This is a genomic window from Stenotrophomonas sp. YJH_SMC_80 (genome assembly GCF_059372495.1).
Genome location: NZ_JCAFVP010000001.1, coordinates 365,574 through 384,032, shown reverse-complemented (window position 1 = coordinate 384,032; position 18,459 = coordinate 365,574). Strand labels below are relative to the sequence as shown.

General features: G+C 68.0%; 14 protein-coding genes. 9 read left to right on the top strand and 5 right to left on the bottom strand.

Annotated features, from left to right (window positions below):
- Window positions 1-70 precede the first annotated feature (70 nt).
- The 3 genes from AC5P99_RS01665 to AC5P99_RS01655 form a co-directional block, all read right to left on the bottom strand.
- The gene (locus tag AC5P99_RS01665; protein WP_049450269.1) at window positions 71-961 is read right to left on the bottom strand and encodes an SDR family oxidoreductase; all 891 of its coding nucleotides are present in this window, start codon (window positions 959-961) and stop codon (window positions 71-73) included.
- A gap of 63 nt (window positions 962-1,024) precedes the next feature.
- Entirely contained in the window at window positions 1,025-2,596 is a 1,572-nt protein-coding gene (locus AC5P99_RS01660; RefSeq protein WP_099484100.1) for a hypothetical protein, read from the bottom strand.
- 30 nt (window positions 2,597-2,626) lie between these two features.
- Window positions 2,627-4,783 (bottom strand): bifunctional (p)ppGpp synthetase/guanosine-3',5'-bis(diphosphate) 3'-pyrophosphohydrolase, encoded by a 2,157-nt coding sequence (locus tag AC5P99_RS01655; protein WP_043035705.1) that lies wholly within the window; start codon window positions 4,781-4,783, stop codon window positions 2,627-2,629.
- Between the two features lie 130 nt (window positions 4,784-4,913).
- On the opposite strand from AC5P99_RS01655, the gene AC5P99_RS01650 reads away from it, so the two are divergent.
- Complete coding sequence (locus AC5P99_RS01650; RefSeq protein WP_495212826.1) at window positions 4,914-5,450, top strand: hypothetical protein; 537 nt, start codon at window positions 4,914-4,916, stop codon at window positions 5,448-5,450.
- A 73-nt stretch (window positions 5,451-5,523) separates the two neighbouring features.
- Here the strand turns inward: AC5P99_RS01650 and hrpA are convergent, their stop codons facing one another.
- The gene (hrpA, locus tag AC5P99_RS01645; protein WP_495212825.1) at window positions 5,524-9,609 is read right to left on the bottom strand and encodes an ATP-dependent RNA helicase HrpA; all 4,086 of its coding nucleotides are present in this window, start codon (window positions 9,607-9,609) and stop codon (window positions 5,524-5,526) included.
- 86 nt (window positions 9,610-9,695) lie between these two features.
- Here hrpA and AC5P99_RS01640 point away from each other — a divergent pair, with 86 nt between their 5' ends.
- The 6 genes from AC5P99_RS01640 (at window position 9,696) to AC5P99_RS01615 (ending at window position 16,617) form a co-directional block, all read left to right on the top strand.
- Complete coding sequence (locus tag AC5P99_RS01640) at window positions 9,696-10,244, top strand: Dps family protein (RefSeq protein ID WP_005410730.1); 549 nt, start codon at window positions 9,696-9,698, stop codon at window positions 10,242-10,244.
- A 532-nt stretch (window positions 10,245-10,776) separates the two neighbouring features.
- Complete coding sequence (recQ, locus tag AC5P99_RS01635) at window positions 10,777-12,582, top strand: DNA helicase RecQ (RefSeq protein ID WP_005410733.1); 1,806 nt, start codon at window positions 10,777-10,779, stop codon at window positions 12,580-12,582.
- Window positions 12,583-12,736: 154 nt separating this feature from the next.
- Window positions 12,737-13,117, top strand: coding sequence for a CopL family metal-binding regulatory protein (locus tag AC5P99_RS01630; protein WP_049449174.1), 381 nt, complete (start codon window positions 12,737-12,739; stop codon window positions 13,115-13,117).
- 75 nt (window positions 13,118-13,192) lie between these two features.
- Entirely contained in the window at window positions 13,193-15,001 is a 1,809-nt protein-coding gene (locus tag AC5P99_RS01625) for a copper resistance system multicopper oxidase (protein WP_285311852.1), read from the top strand.
- A complete protein-coding gene (locus AC5P99_RS01620) occupies window positions 14,998-16,023 on the top strand; it encodes a copper resistance protein B (RefSeq protein ID WP_495212824.1) in 1,026 nt (341 codons plus the stop codon). The genes AC5P99_RS01625 and AC5P99_RS01620 overlap by 4 nt, the downstream gene beginning before the upstream one ends.
- A gap of 81 nt (window positions 16,024-16,104) precedes the next feature.
- Window positions 16,105-16,617, top strand: a complete 513-nt coding sequence (locus AC5P99_RS01615) for a GNAT family N-acetyltransferase (RefSeq protein ID WP_059035174.1) — start codon at window positions 16,105-16,107, stop codon at window positions 16,615-16,617.
- A 73-nt stretch (window positions 16,618-16,690) separates the two neighbouring features.
- Here AC5P99_RS01615 and AC5P99_RS01610 read toward each other — a convergent pair whose 3' ends face one another.
- Window positions 16,691-16,999: a TFIIB-type zinc ribbon-containing protein gene (locus AC5P99_RS01610; protein WP_005410738.1), complete on the bottom strand. Its 309-nt coding sequence runs from the start codon at window positions 16,997-16,999 to the stop codon at window positions 16,691-16,693.
- 169 nt (window positions 17,000-17,168) lie between these two features.
- Between AC5P99_RS01610 and AC5P99_RS01605 the strand changes: the two genes are divergently transcribed.
- The gene (locus AC5P99_RS01605; protein WP_495212823.1) at window positions 17,169-17,936 is read left to right on the top strand and encodes a CPBP family glutamic-type intramembrane protease; all 768 of its coding nucleotides are present in this window, start codon (window positions 17,169-17,171) and stop codon (window positions 17,934-17,936) included.
- A 92-nt stretch (window positions 17,937-18,028) separates the two neighbouring features.
- Complete coding sequence (locus tag AC5P99_RS01600; RefSeq protein ID WP_495212822.1) at window positions 18,029-18,451, top strand: response regulator; 423 nt, start codon at window positions 18,029-18,031, stop codon at window positions 18,449-18,451.
- The last annotated feature ends 8 nt before the right edge of the window (window positions 18,452-18,459 follow it).

Sequence of the window (18,459 nt, the reverse complement as noted above, 5' to 3'; positions counted from 1 at the left end):
CGTACTCGCGGAAACAAGGGCCGGGGGATGGTAGCAGAGCCCCCCCCAAGAGGATGGATATGGTGGCTGGCTAGCCGTGGCCGGGATACGCAGCGATCCGCTGCACGGCCTGGGCCGCGCTCATCGGTCGCCACGTGTCCGCGTCGGGCTGGAACGGCCGCGGATGTACGTCCAGCAGCGCCTGCAGCGGGCCATTGTCCGCAATCAGATCCTGCTGCAGGCGTGACACCGGACCACGCGCCCGCGGCAGCACCGCGGCCAGGCCCCGCAGTGCCGCGCCCGGCAACGGCAGCGCCAATGTCGGCTGTGCCAGGCTGGCGTGCACGCGGCGGAACATCGCGTGATAGGGCAGGCGCTCGCCACCGCCGATTTCCAGCACCCGTGCCGACGCTGCACCGGTGGCGATGCAGGCCACCACGGCGCGGGCGATATCGTCGGCATGCACCGGTTGGCGCAGGCCTCCCACCAGCGGAATCGGAAACAGGCGCAGACGCAGCGCACGCTGCACGATCGGGGTGATGCTGCGGTCGATGCCGGCCCCATAGATCAGGGTCGGCCGCAGGATTGTCCAGCCCATGCCAAGGCGCTCGGCCTGCGCGATCAGGCCCGCTTCGCCCCGCTGCAGCATCGCCACGACGTCCTGCTCGTCGGCCTGCTCGGAATTCTGCTTGCTCAGCACGCTCATCGAACTGGTGGCGATGACCTGCTGCGCGGGGGCCGCCGTCTGCCGCGACAACCACTGCGCCAATGCTTCAAGGGGGCCGAAGCTGGCAATCGCCTGCCAGTCCGGAGACGGCACGCTGTCCAGCGCAGCCGCCAGGTCCCCGCACAGCCACTGCACGCCGTCCTGTGCCGGTCGCGGTTGCCGGCTCACCGCCTGTACCCGCCCATGCGCCTGCACCAGGCGCGGCAGCAGGAACCGGCCGATCTGGCTGGTGGCTCCGGAAACAAGGACGGTCATCGGCACTCCGTGGGGATGTTGCGAGGGGTGGCTACTATAGCGGTCCCTCCGGCAACGGCGGGCTCAGGGCGACGACACCCCGATGTCGCGCAGGCGCTGCCGCAACTGCTGGTACTCGCTGCTGGAAGGGCCGACGCCAAGCTCGCCCGCCTGCTGGAGCGCACGTTCGGCAAAGGCGACATCTCCGTTGCCCAATCGTTCGCTGCCAATCGCAATCCAACGCTGCGCGAGGCGCTGGCGGGCCGCAGGCAGGCCGCCAGCGGTGGGAGACAACGTCTGCCAGGCCTGCAGGCAGGCACCTGCAGCCTGCACCCGGTTCTGCCGGAGGTTGTCGTCGAAACAACGGCGACTGGCAGGCAGCAGGCGCGCGGCCGCGGCCTTCACACGTGAATCGCGCGGTGCCAGCGCCTGTGCTTCGCGAAGGGCATCGAATGCGCTGTGCCCCGGCGGGCTGATCCATTGGCCTGCGCGCTCGGCGCGTTCGATCCGGCGCAGGTGATCGCGCAGCTCGCGTTCACGCTGCGCGTTGCTCACTGCGGGCTGCTGCAGTGCCTCCCGGGCCTGCCGTGCACGCTGCAGGCGCTGCACCAGTTGCTGTCGTGCCGCCTGCGAAGCGCCCAGTGCTTCGGCCAGCACGGCATCACGCTGCGCCGCCTCGAACTGGAAATCGTCGGCCTGGATCTGGCTTCGCGCCAGCACCGCCTGCAGCACCTGCTCGCGGCCCCGCTGGGCAGTGGGATCGTCCGGCGCCACCGCCAGCACGGCCAGGAACCCCTTTGCGGCACGTTCCAGCTGCTGTCGCTGAAGTGCGCGCTGTGCCTGCCGCAAGCGCTCGTCGACCGCCCGTGCCAGGGCCTCCTGGCTGGCGGGAAGATCGGCGTGGCCTGCATCGAACAGGCGCGCGCGCTGCAACGTCGCAGCGGCTTCAGCCAGTTCCCCGCGTCCGGCCAGCGCGCGCGCATGCTGCAGCAGATCGCTCAGTGCATCCTCGCGCCCCTCCAGAGCGGGCAGGTTGTCCGGCTGCAGTGCCAGGATGCGCTGGAACAGCGGCAACGCACTGCTGTCGCCATCGTCCAGCCGGCCGGCCGCGAACGCATTGCGGGCCTGGGCCAGCAACGCGCCGATACCGGCGCCGGCGCTACGCCGCGCCTGCAGTTGGCGGGCCACGGCGTCGGCGTCGCCCTGCGGCACCTGCAGCTCGCGGGCCAGCGCCAGTGACTGCGCGCTGCCCTCCAGATCGTCGCCCTGCAGCTTGTCGCGGGCCTGCTGCAATGCTGCCGCGGCGGTTCGTGCAAGGCCCTGGCGCGCCTGCGGCCGATCGCCATCCAGTGCCAGCACCGCCTGGTAGCGCTCCCGCGCACCACTGCCGTCGGCCGCACTCAGCCGGCCGGCGGCGAGCGCGCGATCGCCTTCGACCAGCAGCTGTTCGATCTGCGGCTCGTCCCAGAACCAGTCGGCCAGCGGCTTGCGCAGCAGCACCAGCAGCACGAACACCGCCAGCGCCGCGACCAGCGCCCATCGCCAGACCCGCCGCGCATGACGTGCCTGCAGCCACCACCAGCGGCCTTCGCGGCGGACGCGATCCAGCGCAGGGTGTTCAGCGCCATGCGGGCGATGCGGGGGCTCGCGTTCCATGCGTGCAGGGTAGCCGGGGCGGCGTGAAGCTCAGCCGAGGCGACGCGCCTCGCTCACGCCCGGCAGCGCGTCCAGCTTGCCCAGCAGGTTCGACAACTGGTCGTAGTCGCTGACCTTCAGCCTCAGGCGCAGATGGGCACGGCCACTGTTGCGCACGTTGTCACTGTGGATGTCGAGCACGTAGGCGTCTTCCTGGGCGATCAGGTTGGTGATGTCCTTCAGCAGCCAGCGGCGGTCGACCGCATTGACCACCACGTCCACCTCGTAGCCGCCCCCGGCCTGGCCCCATTCCACCGGCAGGATGCGCTGCGGGCTGGTGGCCGCCAGCCGGGCCAGCGCGGCACAGTCTGCCCGGTGCACGGTGACACCGCGGCTACGGGTGAGGTAGCCGACGATCGGTTCGCCGGCCACCGGCTGGCAGCAGCGCGCCAGCTGCACCAGCAGATTGCCCACGCCCTGCACCGTGAACTTGGACTTGCCCAGGTTCTCGCGGCGGGCGGTCGGGCGCGGAAGCGCCGGCGCAGGGGCCGGCTGGCTGGCCGCGCGCTCTGCTTCCAGCAGCGTACGGCTGACCTGGTTCGGGCCAGTGTCGCCCAGCGCCACCTGGATGTAGAGGTCGTCAACGCTGTCGGCATGGAACTTCTTCGCCGCCACCGCCAGATCCGAATGCTGCAGCCCCAGGCGCTTCAGCTCGCGCTCGAGCAGTTCGCGCCCGGCCTGCACGTTGCGCGCGCGGTCCAGCTTGTGGAACCAGCTGCGCACCTTTTCGCGCGAGCGGTTGCTGGCCAGGAAGCCCAGCGCGGGCATCAGCCAGTCGCGGCGGGGGTCGGCCTCCTTGCCGGTGAGGATCTCGACACGGTCGCCGCTGCGCAGGCGATAGGTCAGCGGCACGATGCGGCCATTGACCTTGGCGCCGCGGCAGCGGTGGCCCACCATCGTATGTACCTGGTAGGCGAAATCGAGCGGCGTGGCCCCCTGGGGCAGGTCCAGCACCTCGTCCTTCGGGCTGAGCGCATAGACCCGGTCCTCGGTCAGCTCGGCGTCGAGTGCCCCGGCCAGTTCGTTGCCCTGCCCGTCCTGCGCCTGCTCCAGCAGCTGGCGCATCCAGGTGATCTTGCGATCGAACGACTTTTCCGCGCCCTTGCCGCCTTCCTTGTACTTCCAGTGCGCGGCCACGCCCAGCTCGGCCTGGGAATGCATCTCGTGGGTGCGGATCTGCACTTCGATCGTGCGCCCTTCCGGGCCGACCACGGCGGTGTGCAGCGAACGGTAGTCGTTGGCCTTCGGGCGTGCGATGTAATCGTCGAACTCGCTCGGCACCGGGGCCCACAGCGCATGCACCACACCCAGCGCGGCGTAGCAGGCGGCGACGTCGTCGACCATCACCCGCACCGCGCGGATGTCGTACAGCTGGTCGAACGCCAGCCGCTTCTTCTGCATCTTCCGCCAGATGCTGTAGATGTGCTTGGGGCGGCCACTCACTTCGGCATGGATGCCCTGTGCGGCCAGCTCGCGCGACAGCTGCTTCTTCACGTTCTGCACGTAGCGCTCGCGCGCCACGCGGGTTTCGTCCACTTCGCGCGCGATGCGGCGGTAGGTTTCCGGCTCCAGGTGGCGGAACGCCAGGTCCTCCAGCTCCCACTTCAGCTGCCAGATGCCCAACCGGTTGGCCAGCGGCGCATGGATGTCGCGGGTCAGCTGCGCCAGCGCCCGGCGCTGCTCGTCGTCCAGCTTGTCGGCAGCGCGCATTCTCGCCAGCTGCCGGGCCAGCAGGATCGGCACCACGCGCAGGTCGCGGATGATCGCCAGCAGCAGGCGGCGCAGGCCCTCGCTGTTGCGCCCGGCCTCGCGGCCAGCATGCAGCGCCCAGACCGGATCGGCGGCGTCCTGGCCGTCGAGCAGGCCGATCACCGCCGCCTTGTGGTTGCCCAGCGGCAGCTGGTCCAGGCTGGCGCGCAGGCCGGGCAGGTCGAACAACAGCGCGGCAACCACCGCGCCTTCGTCGGCGGAGAGCATCGACAGTGCATCGAGGGTATCGCCCAGCACCGACCAGCTGGCGCGCATCTGGTGGTCGCACTCCGGTGCTTCCCAGTGTTCGCGCAGGGCCTGGCGCAGCGGAGCGGGCAGCACCGCGGCGGAGGGACGGTTCAACAAGGCATCCAGGCCGGGGACAGAAGCGCGGTTCACAGCATCGAGCAGGCAAGACAGAGGTTCCTACACTAGCGCCGGCGCCGTTCAGGGACAATCACCGCGGCCACCATCACCCGGCATGAAGACATGCCGCTACACTCGCCGGCAAACCCAGGAGAGTTCCGCCATGCCCTCGATCGCCCCACGTTTCCGTCCACGGCTGCTGGCCTGCGCCGCACTGCTGCTGTCCCTGTCGGCGCCTGCGCTGGCCCAGCGCGTGGTGGACGGTGACCTGCAGCAGCAGATGTCGCCGACCGAATTCAAGGCGGCCGGCCTGGACAAGCTGAGCGCGCAGGAACTGGCCACGCTCAACCGCTGGCTGCAGGGCAAGGTTGAAGCGGCGACGACCCAGGCTGTGGCAGCGGTACGCGAAGAAGCCCGCGAACAGGGCCGCCAGGAAGTGATCGTGAAGAACCGCGGGTTCTTCGATTTCGGCAGCAGCGAGCCGATCACCGGCGTGCTGCAGGGCGAGTTCCGTGGCTTCGGCAAGGGCCGCGTCTACGTGCTGGACAACGGCCAGGAATGGGAGCAGACCGACAGCACCAGCGTGGTCGGCGTGCGCAAGCAATCGCCCAATGTCAGCATCAAGCCCGGCGTGATGGGCGTGTGGTACATGAAGGTGGAAGGCGTGAACAGCCAGCCCAAGGTGCGCCGCTCCAAGTAGTGGATCCACGCCACGCGTGGATGACATTCCACCGTACCCCGCCGGTCATCGTCCGGCGGGGTCGGGTCGGGGGTTACGAGGCCTGGCGCAGTGCCGTCACCCGCTGCGCCAGCTTCTTCGCCGAAATGCCGGTACGTGCCCCCAGCTCCTGCGCGAACAGCGACACCCGCAGCTCTTCCAGGTCCCAGCGCAGCGCCTGCCATTGCGGGCGATCGCGCAGGCCCTGCTGCTCTGCCGTTTCCAGCGCTTCCAGGAACGGATGCAGTTCCAGCATGCGTGCCTGGTCACGTGGCGGATCACGCTTGGCGCGTTCGGTGCGCAGGATCATCGCCTTCAGGTAGCGCGGATACTGCGCCAGCGCGTCGGCCGGCGTATCGCGCAGGAAACCGGGGTGGATCAGCCCGGACAGCTGCGCTTCCATGTCGTCCAGGTTGCCGCGCGCCCAACCCATCAACGGTGCTTCCAGCATCGGCTTCAGTTCCGCCACCAGCGCCAGGATGGTTTCGGCCAGTTTCAGCCGCGACATGGCCTCGCCGAACAGGGCCTTGGCCGCATGCTCACGGCGCTGTTCGAAGGCCGCCGCATCGCGGATGTCTTCCAGGCCCTCCGCCAACACCGCGTTCATCGCCGCATCCACCAGGTCTCCGCGCAGACGCTCCTGCGACTCGATCGCCGCATACAACAGGCCGGTCTTGGCGCCCACCGGCAGCTGCTTGCGCGCCTGCTTGACCTTCTCGGCCAGGGCGATCTCCAGCAGCCGGCGCACGCCCAGCGGGTGAGCCTCCTGTGCCTGCTGCCGATCGGCGAAGATGCGCAGCGCCACGCTGTCACCCTCGTCCAGCAATGCCGGATAGGCCGGAACGCCGGCTTCACCGGGCACCTGCAACGGTATCGGCGTGGCCGGGAACGTGCGCAGGCCATCGGCCGCCATCTCGCGGCCAGCGCGTGCAGCGAAGGCATCGCCGGCACGACCGCCGAATTTCGCGCGCAGTGCGTCCAGATCACGCGAAGTGGCCAGCACCTTGCCCTGCTCGTCGCGCAGCCGCAGGTTCATGTGCAGGTGCGGCTCGATCGAACCGGGCTCGAAATCGAGCGCGGTCACGGTGGCACCGGTTGCACGTGACAGGAAACGCGCCAGTTCGCCGGTGATGGCATCGGCGCTGGGCTGCGGGAACGCCTCGTAGAACGCGCGGCCGAAGTCCGGCGCCGGCACGTAGTTGCGACGCATTGCCTTGGGCAGGCTGCGGATCAGTGCCGAGGCCTTGTCGGCGACGAAGCCCGGCGCCAGCCAGCCCAGCTGCACCGGGTCCAATGCATTGAGCAGGTGCAGCGGCACGTCCAGGGTCACGCCGTCATCGTCGGCACCCGGCTCGAAGCGGTAGTGCAGCGGCAACCGCGCCTGGCCCAGCGCCAGGTATTTCGGGTAGCGCTCCTGCTCACTGCCCTCGCCGGGCAGCAGGTCTGCGAGCGACCAATGCAGCGCCTTGCGCTGTTCCGGCGCCAGTCCCTTCCACCAGGTATCCAGCCCCGCCGCCGAATGGATCTGCGGCGGTACCCGGTCCAGGTACCAGCGCGCCTGCCAGTCCTCGTCGGCAACAATGCCGGCGCGGCGCAGCTTGGCTTCCTCCTCGCGGGCGACCTCCAGCACTTTCTGGTTGTCGGCCACGAAACTGGCGCGGGTGTTGATCTCGCCGGTCACCAATGCCTGGCGCACGAAGATGTCATGTGCCTCGCCCGGCTCGATGCGGCCGTAATGCACCGGCTTCTTCGGCGCCAGCACCAGGCCGAACAGGCTGATCTGCTCGGAGGCCAGCACCTGTCCCTGCGCGCGCGACCAGTGCGGATCGAAGTGCTTGCGCAGCAGCAGGTGCGGCAGCTCGGCAATCACCCAGTCCGGTTCGATCGCGGCCAGGGTCATGCCCCACACCTTCTGCGTATCCAGCAGGTTGGCCACCAGCAGCCACGGCGGCGGCCGCTTGGACAGCGCCGACCCCGGGAACGGCAGGAACCGGCGCTGGCGTGGTGCCTGGAAATCGCCCTTCTCGGTGCGGTGGCCGATCTGCGTCGGCAGGCCCGCCACCAGCGCCCGGTGCAGGGTCTGGTAGGCGGCGGCGCGCACGCGTTCGCTGAAACCGCCGCCAACCGGCGCCTGTTCCTTCTGCGCGCGCACGGCCACCGGCGCCGGTGCGGCCTCGGCCTTGCCTTCGCGGGCCAGGCGCGCGGCGCGGTGCAGCTGGCCCCGGGTGGCTTTCACCGCCGCCGCGTCGTCACGCGCCGGTGCCGGCGCACTGCTGCCGGCCAGCAACGGCGCCATCGACGCCTCGCTGGCCTCCTCCTTCCAGCCCAGTTCCTCGCACAGCAGCCGCAGCTGGCGATGCAGCTCGCGCCACTCGCGCATGCGCAGGAAGCCGAGGAAATGACGTCCGCACCAGTCGCGCAGCTTGGACTGGGTCAGGTCTTCATGGGCCTGCCGGTAGGCATCCCACAGGCGCAGCACGCCAACGAACTCGGAGCGGCCATCGGCGAACTGCGCGTGCGCGCTGTCGGCCGCACCACGCGCTTCGGGTGGGCGTTCGCGCGGGTCCTGGATGCCCAGGAACGAGGCGATCACCAGCATCGGCCGCAGGCAGCCTGCGGCCTGCGCGGCCACCAGCATGCGCGCAAGCTTCACGTCCACCGGCAGGCGTGCCATCTGCTTGCCGATGGTGGTCATGCGCCGCTCGGCGTCGATCGCGCCCAGTTCGGTCAGTTGCTGCCAGCCATCGGCCACCGCACGCTCGTCCGGCGCTTCCAGGAACGGGAAATCCTCGATGCGGCCCAGGCCCAGCTGCAGCATGCGCAGGATCACCCCGGCCAGGCTGGAGCGGCGGATTTCCGGATCGGTGAATTCGGGCCGCGCCTGGAAATCGGCTTCGGCGTACAGGCGGTAGCAGATACCTTCGGCGATACGTCCGCAGCGACCTTTGCGCTGGTTGGCGCTGGCCTGCGAGATCGGCTCGATGTGCAGGCGGTCCAGCTTGTTGCGCGGGCTGTAGCGCTTGACGCGGGCGAAGCCCGGATCGACCACGTAACGGATGCGCGGCACCGTCAGCGAAGTTTCCGCCACGTTGGTGGCCAGCACGATGCGCCGGTTCGGCCCGGGGTTGAACACCCGGTCCTGGTCCTGGTTGGACAGCCGCGCGTACAACGGCAGCACCTCGGTATTGCGGTACTTGCGCCGTTCCAGCGACTGGTGCGCATCGCGGATCTCGCGCTCGCCCGGCAGGAAGATCAGCACGTCGCCGCGCGCATCCAGGCGGGTGATCTCGTCGATGGCCGACACGATGGCGTCGTTGACGGTGCGGTCGCCCTGGTCTTCGCCCTCGCCTTCCAGCGCGCGGTAGCGCACTTCCACCGGATAGGTACGGCCTTCGACGCTGATCACCGGCGCATTGTCGAAATGCTGGGCGAAGCGTTCGGTGTCGATGGTGGCCGAGGTGACGATCAGCTTCAGGTCCGGCCGCTTGCGCAGCAGCTGCTTCAGGTAGCCCAGCAGGAAATCGATGTTGAGGCTGCGTTCGTGCGCCTCGTCGACGATGATCGTGTCGTAGTTCGACAGCCAGCGGTCACTGGCGATCTCCGCCAGCAGGATGCCGTCGGTCATGAACTTGATGCGGCTGTCTTCGCTGACCTTGTCATTGAAGCGCACCTGGTAGCCGACCAGCTGGCCCAGTTCACTCTGCAGTTCCTGTGCCACGCGGCTGGCCACCGCACGTGCGGCAATCCGTCGCGGCTGGGTGCAGCCGATCATGCCGGCCTGGCCACGGCCGGCGGCCAGGCACAGCTTCGGCAGCTGGGTGGTCTTGCCCGAGCCGGTTTCACCGGCGATCACCACCACCTGATGTTCGCGGATCAGCGCGATGATGGCGTCGGCTTCACGCGCAATCGGCAGCTGCGGGTCCAGAGTAATGGACGGCTGCTGTTGCGCCCGCACCTGCCGGCGCTGCACCGACGCCTGCAAGGCCTGCTCGAAGGTGGCGGCCAGCGCCGCATCCCGGGGCTTGGCCTGGCAACGCGAGAGCATTCCCAGCAAACGGCCCCGGTCGCGGCTCATGGCGCCGTCGATGGCGGCACGCTGTTGGCGCAGGCGGGGCGATGGATTTTTATCGATAGAGTTCATCAATCGGTTCGTTCAAAACTTTGAAAGCGACCAGTCATCACGACCGGTTTATTGTGAAGGCCAACGATTCCACAAGGAGGAACCCCATGGCGAAGACCAAGAGCACGACCAAGGCCAAGACCGGCAAGCAGAAGCTTGCAGCGGCGGCACCGTCGGCACCGAACATCGATATCGGGATCACCCAGGGCGACCGCAAGAAGATCGCTGACGGTCTGTCGCGCTTCCAGGCCGATGCGTTCACGCTCTACCTGAAGACGCACAACTTCCACTGGAACGTGACCGGGTCGATGTTCAACTCGCTGCACACCATGTTCGAGACGCAGTACACCGAGCAGTGGGCGGCACTGGACGACGTGGCCGAGCGCATCCGCGCGCTGGGCTTCAATGCCCCGGGCTCCTACCGGGAATTCGCTGCGCTGACCTCGATCGCCGAGGAACCGGGCCTGACCGACAGTGCGGACTGGCGTGAAATGGTACGCCAGTTGGTGGTCGCCAACGAAGCGGTCTGCCGTACGGCACGTGAAGTGCTGGAGGTGGCGGCCAAGGGGGATGACGCCCCGACCGAGGATCTGATGACCCAGCGCCTGCAGACCCACGAGAAGTACGCCTGGATGCTGCGCTCGCTCCTCCAGTAAGGGTTGGGGGTGTTCGGCAGGGCTGCGCCCTGCACCCGCAGAGGCAACGGCAACGTCAAAAGCTGGCTATCTGTGGGCTGGCGGGGTGGGTCCGGTGGCAGGGGACGCCGTAAACCCGTCCTTGGGGGCTTGGCCGCGGCATCCACGCCGCGGACACGCCTGCCACCGGCCCCACCCCGCCTTCGACAGTTTTCCGCGATCTGCTGGAACAGCGTCCGCTCTGGTAGGTGTCGACCTTGGTCGACACGAATGAATTCATTCGATATCTGACAGAGGTGTCGACCAAGGTCGACACCCACCAACGGCCGCGGGAAACTGTCGAAGGTGGGGCGGTGTCGGATTGCGGGGTGTCAGCCGCATGGATGCGGCTGCCAAGCCTACACGGACGTACTTGCGGCGTCCCCGCGCTCCGACACCACCCCGCCAACCCGCGAATCACCCCAGAGCCGGCTGTTGCCTTTGACGTTGCTCTGGCTTGTAGCAGGTGCAGGGCGCAGCCCTGCCGACTCCCCCGCCGGGGTAAACTAGCCGGATGGCTTCCCGTCCCGCGCACGACCTGCTCCAACGCGTCTTTGGTTATGACGATTTCCGTGGTCCGCAGCAGGACATCGTGGAGCATGTGGCTGCCGGTCATGATGCCCTGGTACTGATGCCCACCGGCGGTGGCAAGTCGCTGTGCTACCAGGTCCCGGCCCTGCTGCGTGACGGATGTGGCATCGTCATCTCGCCGCTGATCGCGCTGATGCAGGACCAGGTCGAAGCTCTGCGCCAGCTCGGCGTGCGTGCCGAGTACCTGAATTCAACCCTGGATGCCGAGACCGCCGGCCGCGTCGAGCGCGAACTGCTCGCGGGTGAGCTGGACATGCTCTATGTCGCTCCCGAGCGGCTGCTGACCGGCCGCTTCCTGTCGCTGCTGTCGCGCAGCCAGATCGCCCTGTTCGCCATCGACGAAGCCCACTGCGTGTCGCAGTGGGGCCACGACTTCCGCCCGGAATACCGCCAGCTGACCGTACTGCACGAGCGCTGGCCGCAGATTCCGCGGATCGCGCTCACCGCCACCGCCGACCCGCCGACCCAGCGCGAGATCGCCGAGCGCCTGGATCTGCAGGAAGCACGCCACTTCGTCAGCTCCTTCGACCGCCCCAACATCCGCTACACCGTGGTGCAGAAGGACAACGCGCGCAAGCAGCTGACCGATTTCCTGCGCGGCCACCGTGGCGAGGCCGGCATCGTCTACTGCATGTCGCGGCGCAAGGTCGAGGAGACCGCTGAATTCCTCTGCGGCCAGGGCTTCAACGCCCTGCCCTACCACGCCGGCCTGCCGCCGGAAGTGCGCGCGAACAACCAGCGCCGCTTCCTGCGCGAGGACGGCATCGTCATGTGCGCCACCATCGCCTTCGGCATGGGCATCGACAAGCCGGACGTGCGCTTTGTCGCGCATACCGACCTGCCCAAGTCGATGGAAGGCTACTACCAGGAAACCGGCCGCGCTGGTCGTGATGGCGAAGCTGCCGAGGCCTGGCTGTGCTACGGCCTGGGCGACGTGGTACTGCTCAAGCAGATGATCGAACAATCCGAGGCCGGCGAAGAACGCAAGCAGCTGGAGCGGGGCAAGCTCGATCACCTGCTGGGCTACTGCGAATCCATGCAGTGCCGCCGCCAAGTGCTGCTGGCCGGTTTCGGCGAGACCTATCCCCAGCCGTGCGGCAACTGCGACAACTGCCTGACGCCGCCGGCCTCGTGGGACGCGACCATTCCGGCGCAGAAGGCGCTGAGCTGTGTCTACCGCACTGGCCAGCGCTTCGGCGTCGGCCACCTGATCGACGTCCTGCGTGGCAGCGAGAACGAGAAGGTGAAGCAGCAGGGCCACGACAAGCTCAGCACCTACGCCATCGGCCGCGATCTGGATGCGCGCACCTGGCGCAGCGTGTTCCGCCAGCTGGTCGCCGCCAGCCTGCTGGAAGTGGACAGCGAGGGCCACGGTGGCCTGCGCTTGACCGATGCCAGCCGTGACGTGTTGACCGGCCGCCGCCAGATCAGCATGCGCCGCGATCCAGCCAGCAGCACCAGCGGACGCGAGCGCAGTGCGCAGCGCACCGGCTTGTCGGTACTGCCGCAGGACCTGGCCCTGTTCAACGCCCTGCGCGGCCTGCGTGCCGAACTGGCGCGCGAACAGAACGTGCCGGCCTTCGTGATCTTCCACGACAGCACCCTGCGCAACATCGCCGAGCAGCGCCCGACCAGCCTGGATGAACTGGCCCGGGTCGGCGGCATCGGCGGCACCAAGCTGAGCCGCTACGGCCCGCGCCTGGTCGAGATCGTGCGCGAAGAAGGCTGACGCCGGGCTCCCTGTAGCACCGAGCCCACGCTCGGCTGCCGTGGCCGCAGAAGCAGCAGAGCGCGGGTTCGGCTCTACATTGGTGCAGGTCCAACCTTGAACCGACCATTCAGCCGGAAGTGCATCCACGGCCGCTTGCGGCTAGATTAGCGCCATGTCCCTCGCCTCGACCCTGCTCCGTGTCGTGCTCATGCTCAGCCTGCTGCTCAACGGGCTGAACGCGGCCATGGCCAGCGGTCACGAGGAAATGGGCCGGATGGCCCACGCGGCAGCCGCCCTTGAAGGCGGCAATGCCGACTGCCACCACCACGCCGCCATGCACGCCGATCAGGCCCCGCAGGCCAAGGCCCCCGCCCACGACACCCACTGCCAGATCAAGGACTGCGTGCGCAGCTGCGCCCAGCACCCGCTGCTGGTGGTGCAGGCGTTGCCGTTCATGGCCGGCCCGGCGTTGTCGCTGGCACCACAGCCGATGCCGGCCACCGGCCGCCCGTCGCCGCCGCTGCCGCCGATCTCACGCCCTCCCATCGGCTGATTCCCCACGCACTGTGCGCCCTGCGCACCGGAGCCGGCGGCCTGCCGGCGTCTTTCCGTGTCTGGAGTCTCCACCATGAATACCCGCAATCCCCCCGGTCCGGGTGCTGTGCCCATGCCGTCGCGCCGCCTGTTCGTGCAGGGCCTGGCCGCCGGTGGCGTGGTCGCCGGCATCGCCGCTGTCGGCGTGCCGCAACGCGCGCTCGCCGCCGCCACTGCCACCCCACGGCTGGCCGGTGCCCCCGCCGTGCTCAGCGATACCCGCATCGAACTGGCCATCGGCGAATCGCTGGCCAATTTCACCGGCCGCACCCGCCCGGCGATCACCGTCAACGGCTCGTTGCCGGCCCCGGTCCTGCGCTGGCGCGAAGGCCAGACCGTGGACCTGTTCGTGCGCAACACGCTGGAACGCCACCCGACCTCCATCCACTGGCACGGCATCCTGCTGCCGGCCAACATGGACGGCGTGCCGGGCCTGAGCTTCAACGGCATCGGCCCCGGCGAGACCTACCACTACCACTTCCAGCTGAAGCAGTCGGGCACCTACTGGTACCACAGCCACTCGATGTTCCAGGAACAGGCCGGCCTGTACGGCGCGCTGATCATCGACCCGGCCGAACCGGCGCCGTACCACCACGACCGCGAGCACGTGATCATGCTGTCCGACTGGACCGACATGGACCCGGGCGCGCTGTTCCGGCGCATGAAGAAGCTGGCCGAGCACGACAACTACTACAAGCGCACCCTGCCCGACTTCCTGCGCGACGCGAAACGCGACGGTTGGTCCGCGGCGCTGTCCGACCGTGGCATGTGGGGCCGGATGCGGATGACGCCCACCGATATCTCCGATATCAACGCGCATACCTACACCTACCTGATGAACGGCACCGCCCCGGCCGGCAACTGGACCGGCCTGTTCCGCAGTGGCGAAAAGGTGCTGCTGCGCTTCATCAACGGCGGGTCGATGACCTACTTCGACGTGCGCATCCCCGGTTTGAAGATGACCGTGGTGGCCGCTGACGGCCAGTACATCCACCCGGTCAGCATCGACGAATTCCGCATCGCTCCCGCCGAAACCTACGACGTGCTGGTCGAACCCACCGGCCAGGATGCGTTCACCATTTTCTGCCAGGACATGGGTCGCACCGGCTACGCCGCCGGCACGCTGGCGGTACGCCACGGGCTGCAGGCACCGATTCCCGCGCGCGACCCACGCCCGTTGCTGACGATGAGCGACATGGGGCACGACATGGGCAGTGGTGGCCATGGTGGCCACGACATGGCCGCGATGAAGGGCACGGAAGGTAGCTGCGGCGCCAGCATGGGCCATGGTGCGCACGGCGGCGGTGCCGCCAGCAAGGTACCGAAGCATCCGGCCAGCGAGCGCAACAACCCGCTGGTGGACATGCAGAGCTCGGCTACCGAACCGAAGCTGGACGACCCCGGCATCGGCCTGCGCGACAACGGCCGCCAGGTGCTGACCTACGGCGCGATGCGCAGCCTGTTCGAAGACCCGGATGGCCGCGAGCCGAGCCGCGAGATCGAGCTGCACCTGACCGGCCACATGGAGAAGTTCTCCTGGTCGTTCGATGGCGTCCCGTTCGCCAGCGCCGAGCCGCTGCGGCTGAACTACGGCGAGCGCATGCGCATCGTGCTGGTCAACGACACCATGATGCAGCACCCGATCCACCTGCACGGCGTGTGGAGCGATCTGGAAGACGCGCAAGGTGAGTTCCAGGTCCGCAAGCACACCATCGACATGCCGCCGGGCACCCGCCGCAGCTATCGCGTGCGCGCCGATGCACTCGGCCGCTGGGCCTACCACTGCCATCTGCTGTACCACATGGAAGCGGGCATGATGCGCGAAGTGAGGATCGAAGAATGAGCCGCTCACTGCTTTCCCCCAGCCTGCTGGCCCTGGGCCTGGCCGCCGCGTTGCCGGTGTTCGCGCAGTCGCACGCCGGCCATGACATGGGCGCGATGAACGTGCCTGCGAAGAGCGCGAAGACCCCGGCCGAACCGGTCGATCATTCAAAGATGGATCATTCGGAGATGGACATGGGTGCGGCGGATCAGGCCGGCATGGACCACTCCACGATGGACCACTCGAAGATGGACCATGGCGCGATGCAGCCATCTGCGATGGACCATTCGCAGATGGACCACGGGGCGATGGGCCACGGCACGCCTGCACCCACCGAACCGCGCGAACCGATCCCGGTCCCGACCGATGCCGACCGCGCCGCCGCCTTCCCGCCGATCGCGCGTGGCGCGATGGAACACGCGCCGGAGATCAACAGCCTGCTGCTGATCGACCGGCTTGAGCATTGGGATGGCAAGAGCAGCAACGGCCAGGCATGGGAAGCCACCGGCTGGGTCGGCGGCAACATCAACCGCCTGTGGCTGCGCACCGATGGCGAACGCAGCCGCGGCCGCACCGAATCGTCGTCACTGGAAGCACTGTATGGCCGCAGCGTGTCGCCGTGGTGGGACGTGCTGGTCGGCGTGCGCCAGGACTTCCGCCCGTCCGACTCGCGCACATGGGCGGCCATCGGCATCCAGGGTCTGGCGCCGTACAAGTTCGAAAGCTCGGCCACGCTGTACATGGGCTCCGGCGGCCAGGTGTTGGCCAAGGCCGAGATCGAGTACGACGTGCTGTTGACCAACCGATTGATCCTGCAGCCGCTGCTGGAAGCTACCGTTGCGGCCAAGGACGAGCAGGAGTACGGCATCGGCCGTGGCCTGAACAAGGTAGAGGCCGGCCTGCGCCTGCGCTACGAGTTCAGCCGTCGCTTCGCGCCTTACATCGGCATCAGTCACGAACGCAGTTTTGGCGACACCGCCGACTATGCCGGTGACCACGCGCGCGACACGCGCTGGGTGGCCGGCGTGCGCATGTGGTTCTGAGCAGCGGATCGTGAGCAATGGCCAGCCCCGGCAGCCGCCGGGGCCGGCTACACTGCGCCACGTTCCAATGCAGGCACCGCCATGTCGTTGCAGATCCGCCGCGCCACCCTTGCTGATGTCGACGCGCTGTCGGCGATCGCCATCGCCACGTACAACGAAACCTGGGGCGATTCCTATCCGCCGCAGGAGCTGCACGATTTCCTGCAGGCGCACTACAGCAGCGAACCGCAGCGCATCGAACTGTCCGACCCACGCAGTGCCATCTGGCTGTTGCTGGACGGTGACGCCGTGGTCGGCTACCTGGCCGCCGGTGCCAACACCTTGCCGCACACGGATGCATGCGAAGGTGACATCGAACTGAAGCGGTTCTACATCCTGGCCGCACACCAGAACGGCGGACATGGTGCACGCATGATGGACGCGTTCATGGCGTGGCTGGACCAGCCGCAGCGCCGCACCCTGTGGGTGGGCGTGTGGGAAGAGAATTTCGGCGCACAGCGCTTCTACGCGCGCTATGGCTGCAGCAAGGTTGGCGAGTACGACTTCATCGTCGGTGACACGCGCGACCGCGAGTTCATCCTGCGGCGGCCGTGATCACGCGCCCCATGTAGAGTGAAGCTTGCTCGACTGTTAGCGCCAAACGTCGAGCATGGCTCGACGCTACAAACTAGAAATCGAACAACTCCGACAGGAAGCTGTCCTTCTTCTTTTTCTTGTAGCCGTGTCCCCGGTTGTCCTCGTAGCGCTGGCCGAGGTGGCGGGTATCACGGTGCATCACCGGTGGCGGCGCGGACGCCGGCTGAGCCTGCACGGGCGCTGGCGGAGGTACTGCAGCACCGGCGCCCGCACGTTCGATGATCTTGTCCAGCTCGCCACGATCCAGCCACACACCGCGGCAACTCGGGCAATAATCAATCTCGATGCCATGGCGTTCGGCCATCTGCAGCGTCTGGGTCTTGCACACGGGGCACAGCATCGGCATTGCTCCTGTCGGTCTGGTTTCGACTGTACCTGCACCGCGATGACTGTACCTGCACCGCGATGACTGTGCGGCAACGCATGACCGATGGCACAGGGACTTCCGGCGCGTGTCCACATGCATACCGCGTGGCACGCTGCGTCCTTGTTCCGCAGGGAATGCGTACATGACCGTGTCGTCCCGCCTGCCCACCACCGCACGCCTGTTGCTGGTGCTGCTGGGTGTCGGCCTTGGCCTGAACCTGCGCGATATCGCCACGGCCATCGGCACACCGATTCCCGCACTGCCCATCCCCTATGGCGGCAGCCTGTTGGACAACGCGCTGGCGGTAATGGTGGCACTGCTGCTGGCCGCGCTGCTGCGGCCCCGTGGCATGAGCCTGCTGGCCAGCCTCGGGCTGCGCACAAACGGCTGGAACGGTCCAATGTGGGTGTTGCTGGCCAGCCTGCCCTGCTGGCTCGGCTTGGCGCTGCTCGGCACGCCGAACACCGCGCTGACCGTGTTGGATGCCACGATGCTGGCGGTGCTGTTCCCGCTGGCCGAGGAAGTGCTCTTCCGCGGCCTGGGCTTCGTGCTGCTGGTGAAGATCGTGCGCGGCCCCTGGCCATGGCTTGCACTGCCGCAGGCGCTGTTGTTCGGCATGGTGCACTGGCTCGGCTTCGGCGGGTTCGACGGTGGCGGCATCGCGCTGTTCGTCGGCGCGGTGATCGCCGTGGGCGGCTTCATCTTCGCCTGGCTCGACCACCTTGACGGCAACACGCTCTGGTGCGGCCTGGTCCTGCATGTTTCGATGAACCTGGCCTGGAATGTGTTCAGCCTCGATGACGCCCTCGCATTGGGCTGGCAGGCCACCAGCCTGCGCATCGGCACCGCCCTGCTCGCGGTCGCGGTGCTGGCCTGGCACGTGCGGCTCCGGCGCCAGAGAGGCCTGTAACGCCCGCTTAGCTTGCCGTGCACGTCGGGATCACTACCGGCTTGCGCATACTTGCGCGCCTTTTCACCGTTGCTATCCGGAGTTGTCGCGTCATGTTGCTGTCCAAGCGCCACGTTGAACCCCGCGTCCTGCTTATCGAGGACGCCGAGGAAACCCGCGAACTGAGCCGGCTGGCGCTGGAAAGCCAGGCCTGCCACGTAGTGGGCGTGAGCTCTGCCGAAGCGGCGCTGGGCCTGCTGGCCGCCGGTGAGCGTTTCGACCTGCTGTTCACCGACGTGAATCTGGGCGCGATCAGTGGCATTGAAGCCGCCAACCGGGTCCGCGGCCTGTATCCCCAGCTGCCGATCCTGGTGACGTCGGGCATGGACCAGCACCAGGTGCTGCCGCAGCTGCGCGACGGCGTCCATTTCCTGCCCAAGCCGTACAACATGAGCGAGCTGCTCGACGCCATCCGGCTGTGCTTCCGGCACGCCGATGTGGGCGTGTTGACCGGGGCGGATGCACAGGCGGCCTGAGGCATTCA